Source organism: Nostoc sp. NMS8 (genome assembly GCF_017115045.1).
GTDB lineage: Bacteria > Cyanobacteriota > Cyanobacteriia > Cyanobacteriales > Nostocaceae > Nostoc.
The window spans coordinates 301,744-308,069 of the sequence record NZ_JABXKK010000098.1 but is presented as its reverse complement, the minus strand read 5'-3'; the positions used below and the strand labels follow the sequence as shown (position 1 = coordinate 308,069).

Annotated in this window: 5 protein-coding genes; 2 read left to right on the top strand and 3 right to left on the bottom strand. The window is 39.6% G+C overall.

Annotated elements, in window-relative coordinates:
• Positions 1–422: 422 nt before the first annotated feature.
• The 3 genes from HWQ39_RS24495 to HWQ39_RS24485 all read right to left on the bottom strand — a co-directional run bounded on the left by HWQ39_RS24495 (position 423) and on the right by HWQ39_RS24485 (position 3,827).
• A complete protein-coding gene (locus tag HWQ39_RS24495) occupies positions 423–1,841 on the bottom strand; it encodes an aldehyde dehydrogenase family protein (protein ID WP_292850757.1) in 1,419 nt (472 codons plus the stop codon).
• Positions 1,842–1,901: 60 nt separating this feature from the next.
• Positions 1,902–2,936 carry a nitrilase-related carbon-nitrogen hydrolase gene (locus HWQ39_RS24490; RefSeq protein ID WP_292850754.1) on the bottom strand — a complete coding sequence of 345 codons (1,035 nt, stop codon included), beginning with the start codon at positions 2,934–2,936 and terminating at the stop codon, positions 1,902–1,904.
• 63 nt (positions 2,937–2,999) lie between these two features.
• Entirely contained in the window at positions 3,000–3,827 is an 828-nt protein-coding gene (locus HWQ39_RS24485) for a red chlorophyll catabolite reductase (protein WP_292850751.1), read from the bottom strand.
• Positions 3,828–4,145: 318 nt separating this feature from the next.
• Between HWQ39_RS24485 and HWQ39_RS24480 the strand changes: the two genes are divergently transcribed.
• Positions 4,146–4,649, top strand: a complete 504-nt coding sequence (locus HWQ39_RS24480; protein WP_292850748.1) for a hypothetical protein — start codon at positions 4,146–4,148, stop codon at positions 4,647–4,649.
• A gap of 47 nt (positions 4,650–4,696) precedes the next feature.
• The gene (locus tag HWQ39_RS24475) at positions 4,697–6,316 is read left to right on the top strand and encodes an ATP-binding protein (protein ID WP_292850745.1); all 1,620 of its coding nucleotides are present in this window, start codon (positions 4,697–4,699) and stop codon (positions 6,314–6,316) included.
• Positions 6,317–6,326: the final 10 nt, after the last annotated feature.

The following is a 6,326-nucleotide window of genomic DNA, read 5'->3' as shown; positions in this document are numbered from 1 at the left end:
AGAGGCTGTAAATTATATTACCGAAGATGATGCCTTCGGTTGGTTCAACCACTGTGGTCTATTTACCTGAAAATTGCTGTAATACTTTGAATTTTTTTGCGTGACATCAATGCACACCTTTGACTAAACTTATCTTCCTAGGGTGTCTCAAAGACTTGTATTCTGAACGAATGGCCTCATGTTCTGAACAAATGGCCTCATGTTCTGAACGAATGGCCTCGTATTCTGAACAAATGGCCTCGTATTCTGAACAAATGGCCTCGTATTCTGAACGAATGGCCTCGTATTCTGAACAAATGGCCTCGTGTTCTGAACCAAAACTATCAAAATTCTTCCAAGTGCTTTGGTTATCGTAGACGAAACTGTGGCAGAGGCGATCGCCATTGGTTAAGTTAAGAGTTACATAGTGATGATGGCATTGGTTACTCCCCATTTCCAAACCACCAAGGGTCATTAGTGTCGTTAGTTTTAATCAAAATAGCTTTTTTTCGCATGAACCGTTTCAGCGCCGCCGCACCCATGCGTGAACCTCCCAAACCGGAGAATTTGAAGGCGTTTTTCTCTCCCTCGTGCATGATGGCGGTGAGTCCAGCATCATTGATACTAATCGCACCTGCATCTATCTGGTGGGCAATTTCTAAGGCTTCTGTTTCTGAGGCAAACACAGCAGCGCTTAATCCATAAATTGAGTCATTGGCTAAAGATACTGCTTCCTCTACTGTGGAAAAGGGCATCACAGGCATAATGGGGCCAAAAGTCTCTTCGGTCATCACTTTCATGGAATGATTAACCTGGGTAAGCACTGTGGGACGACACCACCAACCGCCACCTAAATCTTCAATTACACCGCCGCTGTGAATTACTGCTCCCTTTTCTACTGCATCTAGGAGATGATCGCTAATAATAGCTGCTTGTTTTTCGGCGATGATGGGGCCAATATCTCCACTCTCGATTGTGGGATAAGCTAGTTGCAGGCGATGGGCTTTGGCTACTAGTTGATGGTAAAACTTTTCAAATATGGAATCTGCAACATAAATTCGCTCAATTGAGAGGCATGACTGTCCGGTGTTGACGACGGAACCCCACAAGATGGCGGAGGTTGCTAATTCTAAGTTGGCTGATTCTAAAACGATCGCAGGATCTTTTCCTCCTAATTCCAAAAAGGCTGGAATAAACTGTTTTGCAGCCGCCTGTGCAACTTTTCTCCCTGTCGCCACACTGCCTGTAAAGCATACCAAATCTACATTTTCAATCAAAGTAGATCCGGTTGCGCCTGCTCCTTCAACAAAAGTTAAAACGTCGTGCAGTTTGGGAACGGTGTTGAGTGCTGTCATTAGTGGTGCTACAAAGCGGGGAGTAATTTCACTAGGTTTGACAATGACAGCACAACCCGCCAACAATGCCGGAATGGTATCAATGGTAGATAGTAACAGCGGAAAATTCCACGGGCTAATTACCCCAACTAGGGGATAAGGCACGGATGTTTGTTGTAAGGCAATAAATGGAATGGCGGTATTTTTGGCAGATTCTTGCAGCAAATCTGGTGCTAAACGACACCAGCGATCGATGCTAGAGAGGAAAGAATCTATTTCTAATACCGAGGTTGATAATCTTCCCGTATCATTTACCAAAGCTTCTATGAGGCGATCGCGTCCAGATAATATCGCCTGTTTCCACTGCTGTAAAGCTTCAATTCTTCCCTCTAAACCCAACTGCTGCCAGCGAACTTGTGCCCGACGCGTGCGCTTACATTGTTGTACCACCAGCCTTGGAGGCGGCGGGATAATTACGTAGTCAAATTTGCCAGTTCGGGGATTGCGGACTTCTATTGGTTTTGTCATTTGTCATTGGTCATTAGTCATTAGTCATTGGTCATTGGTCATTACTTTCCATTCCCAAATTCAAATTATCCCCAGGTTGCTTAAGCGTTCAATGGTGGCTTGCTGTGTTTGCAGGAAGTGTTTGCGGTCTACTTCTGTTTCCAGCATAGTATTAGCGGGGTAAAAGTGTGATTGCCGATAACTTTCGGCGTATAGTTCAAACCGTTGGCGGGAAAGTAAATTATTTAACCCCGGTCGGCGGCGATCGCGGCGTAATGCTGCTAAGTCAATCTCTGCAAATGCTGCCATGCTCTCACCTGCACCTGTCTCTGCTAATACGATGCCGCGATGGTCAATGATTTTAGAACCACCATCAGCCGAAGCAATGGGGATAGCAATATTAGCGATACCTGCGGTATTAGCTGAAACTACGTAAGCCAGATTTTCGACAGCGCGAGTGATTTTTGCTGCGTCTTTAGGGGTGAGGTTTTTGTTGTATACTTCCGAGGTGGAATGGACAAAAATCTCTGCTCCTCGCATTGCCAGACACCGCGGCACTTCTGGATACAAAATTTCTTCTGATGCTAAAGCTGCCAAATTACCGATCGCAGTTTTGGCAACGGGGAAAACTCCCTCTAAGCCATAGCAGTCAAGATATTTATCCCAAACATCATGGGGTGTGGGAGCAAATAAGGAATTTAGCCGCCGATACCGCAAGATGATTGAGCCAGAAGGGTCAAGAATAAAGCAGGTTTGAAAGTACAATCCGGGAAAGTTGGGGTCAACTTCGTAGGCGTTACCAGCTAAAAAGATTTTATGCTTTTGGGCAATTTTACCTAGTGCTTCATACTCAGCACCAGCCATTTCTATACAGGCTTTTTCTGCCCACCCTGCGAGAGTATCTCCCATCGGGAAACCGGTAAGGAAATATTCTGGCAGTACAATTAAACGACAATCAAAGCCAATGAAAGCGATACTAGCAGCAATTTGTTGAGCTAGGCGGTTGATGGAGTTTTGCATGAGCGATCGCGCTTCGTGGCGATCGCTGGTTTGGTTGACTGCATGACAGGTAACTTGCAGTGCTAAAGCGCGGTAGGACTCTAGATTAGTGGACATAGGGCATGGGACTAAGGACGAAGGACAAATGACCAATGACTAATGACTAATTTAATTCGATGCCTACGGCGGGCTAACGCCTACGCCACCCCAGAGCGATCGCACAAGTTTATCTGTCAATTCCGAGCCAAATATCTGTGCGGCAAATTTATTACCTGGATCGCGTTCCGCACTGATTCGGCGGAGCGCTAAATCACGAGCGGCTAGAGCCTCCCTTGCATCTTCTGGCACCGGTTCAGCTGCATCTACCCAAGTAAGCCAGCGATCGAGTGTTTCATGTGCAAGTGTGCGAGTTAGTTCGAGGGTTTCAAAAGTAGGTGCGCCTGTGTAGCAAAGACTAACGGGCGATTGAAATAAGCGAATATACGCACTTTTGCTAGTAAATACCTTGAGCCGCGAATCTTCCTGTAACTTTAAGAATGTTGGATTAACTGGCTCATAATAGCGATCGAGAGATGCCAAATCGGTTAAAAGCTCAGTTCGGGGAATGTAATCTATATAAAAGAAAATATTTGGAAGTGTGCCAAACTCAAAAGCCAAATGAGGAACCTGAATATGCGACTTTAACCAAGTGGTGAGCCGCATAGTGCTAAAGTTGGATTTTTCAGGGTTTCCTAGCCACGAATGCACTAGCCAGTCAATTTCTTCGCCGGAAAAAGCAGTCAGTGAACCCTTCATATTGCCATCGAGACTGCTGTATTGCTGTAAATTTTCTACAGAAGGGTCTGGATGTAACTGAAAACGAGCCTCTAGTTTTTGACGGAGTTCTTTTGTAATCTCCCACAACTGCTCAAATACAGCTTTATTGTCTAAATCAGTTGGTTGCTGAGTCATGGTTTGAGTTTGCGGCTTTTCTATAAACTTAATATTTAGTTTGACACTTTTTGGCATCTAGCTCGTTGCCCATATTGGGTAACATATTTACCGAATTCAGGACTTTGGTAAACAGCCCATCAACGAAGCCATGATAAAGCTATTGTGGCAACATCCTTTTTCCACAGCAGAGTTGCAGCAATCTGCATCAGTCGATGATTCTTTATTTAGATGCCTTTGCCCTTAGTCTCAACCTTAGTGATCGTACTGTAATTTTATATAAAATTATTTTATTGTACTTAATTATAAAAATACAAATAACTTTGCTGGTAAATATAGACAAATTAGGAGAAAAACAAATACTAATAAGTTAGTAGTTTTATTATAAATACATATATGACTTTTGATTTAGATGAAAATTTTGAACTGGATATAGCGCAAATAAATTTGAAGCAGGCACATTCAATAGTATTTAGGTTATATGATGAGCCGAAAATGCCTTTTGTGATTTGGTTATTAGAGAACCCTAATAGCCTATTAGCATTACCTGGAAAAATTAACCTGCGCCATCATGATTACATTCATATACTTTTAGGTAGAGGAATTTCTCCTCAAGATGAAGCTTTTGTAATAGGCTTTACAATGGGTAATGACTTAAAAACTAATCAGCTACATTTATTTATATATAAGCTTTTTGCTAAATTTATATATCCAGATCCTTATAAATTTTCAAAGTTAGACTTCATGAATTTTAACTTAGGATTTCTCTATGGTAAAAAGATTAAAACTAAACAAATAAATGAGATTGATTTTAAAATGTATCAAAATGAAAATGTCGGATTATTAAGAGAGTTATTCGGTATTAATACTGATGAAATCAAATTGATACGAGAGTATTAAATGGGATTAGTACCAATTAAAATGTATCTAAAAAAAATAGTATGAGAATGCACCTACCTTATAAACTGAGATTTGTTTCTTCTCAACTTGTAACTGTAACAGTACTGCTGACATTGCTCTTATTTATTCCTCAAATTTGGCTAAACTGGCAAGTATATCATAGCTTTAATAATATTACTAAATATGAATTTAAGCTACAAACTCTGAGTGATGAAATTACTTATCTTGATGAAGTATTAACGATGTCAGCCCGGATGAATGCTGCAACGGGTAACTTTATTTGGGAACAACGGTATCGACAATTTGAACCTAAGCTAGATATTGCTATTAAAGAGTCTATTAAACTTGCTCCTAACGCATATAAAAATGAGGACGCCAAAATAATTGACACTGCTAATCAGCGCTTGGTTACAATGGAATACCAATCTTTTGATTTAGTTAATAAAAATCAAAAAGAGGAAGCTAAACTACTACTTTTTAGCAGCGAATATGAAAACAATAAACGCATTTATGCTAATGGCGTTGCCCAAAGAAAGCGTAATATTTCACTTCAACTACAGCACAAAATTGATGAATATTATCAAAGAATTTTTTGGGCAATTTTAGAATCTATTATAAGTTTATTAATGCTGATTCCAGCATGGTTGTTAGTGTTGCATTTATTGCAGCAATACTTAAAAGATAAAAAATTTGCTCAAGCCGCCTTAGAAGAAACTAATTCTAGATTGGAAATACAAGTTGCAGAGAGAACAGCAAAATTGAAATACAAAAATTTTCAACTAAAGCAGACACTCAAACAATTGCAACACACTCAAGTACAACTTGTTCAAACCGAGAAAATGTCTTCATTAGGTCAGTTAGTTGCGGGTGTTGCTCATGAAATCAATAATCCAGTTAATTTCATTTATGGCAACCTACTCTACGTTAGAGAATATAGTCAGCAATTAATAACTTTAATTAACCTGTATCAGCAACAATGTTATAGTTATAACCCAGAAATAACTACTCTAACTGATGAGATAGATTTAGAGTTTATTATTAATGATATGCCGAGAATATTATCATCAATGGCAATTGGTACTGAACGTATTCGCGAAATTGTACTAACTTTGCGTAACTTCTCGCGTCTTGATGAAGCAGAAATGAAATTTGTTGATATTCATGAAGGAATTAATAGCACGCTATTAATTTTACAGTATCGTCTCAAAGAAAATCATAACCAGCAGAAAATTACAATTATCAAAGATTATGGTAATTTGCCTCTTATTGAATGTTACGCAGGAGGCTTAAATCAGGTATTTATGAATATTTTAAGTAACGCTATTGATGCTTTATATCAACGGGAAACAGAGTGTTTAAAAGGAGAAATTGAAAAACAGCTTAGTTCTATTATTATCCATACTCAAGTTAAAAATAAAGAGTGCATAATTATTAGTATTAAAGATAACGGTTCAGGAATAACTAAGGAAGCTCAAACTAGATTATTTGACCCTTTCTTTACTACCAAACCTATAGGTAAAGGCACTGGCTTAGGATTATCTATTAGTTACCAGATTATAGTGGAAAAACATAAAGGGAAAATTAAGTGTATTTCTGCACCTGGTGAGGGTACAGAATTTGTGATTGAAATTCCTATTAAGCAGACACGTTCAATCGTTCCCCATTAATTGATATAGA

Bases quoted from the DNA above. Each gene is read 5' to 3' on its own strand.
- HWQ39_RS24495 (WP_292850757.1), bottom strand. From the start codon at position 1,841: ATGACAAAACCAATAGAAGTCCGCAATCCCCGAACTGGCAAATTTGAC.
- HWQ39_RS24490 (WP_292850754.1), bottom strand. From the start codon at position 2,936: ATGTCCACTAATCTAGAGTCCTACCGCGCTTTAGCACTGCAAGTTACC.
- HWQ39_RS24485 (WP_292850751.1), bottom strand. From the start codon at position 3,827: ATGCCAAAAAGTGTCAAACTAAATATTAAGTTTATAGAAAAGCCGCAA.
- HWQ39_RS24480 (WP_292850748.1), top strand. From the start codon at position 4,146: ATGACTTTTGATTTAGATGAAAATTTTGAACTGGATATAGCGCAAATA.
- HWQ39_RS24475 (WP_292850745.1), top strand. From the start codon at position 4,697: ATGCACCTACCTTATAAACTGAGATTTGTTTCTTCTCAACTTGTAACT.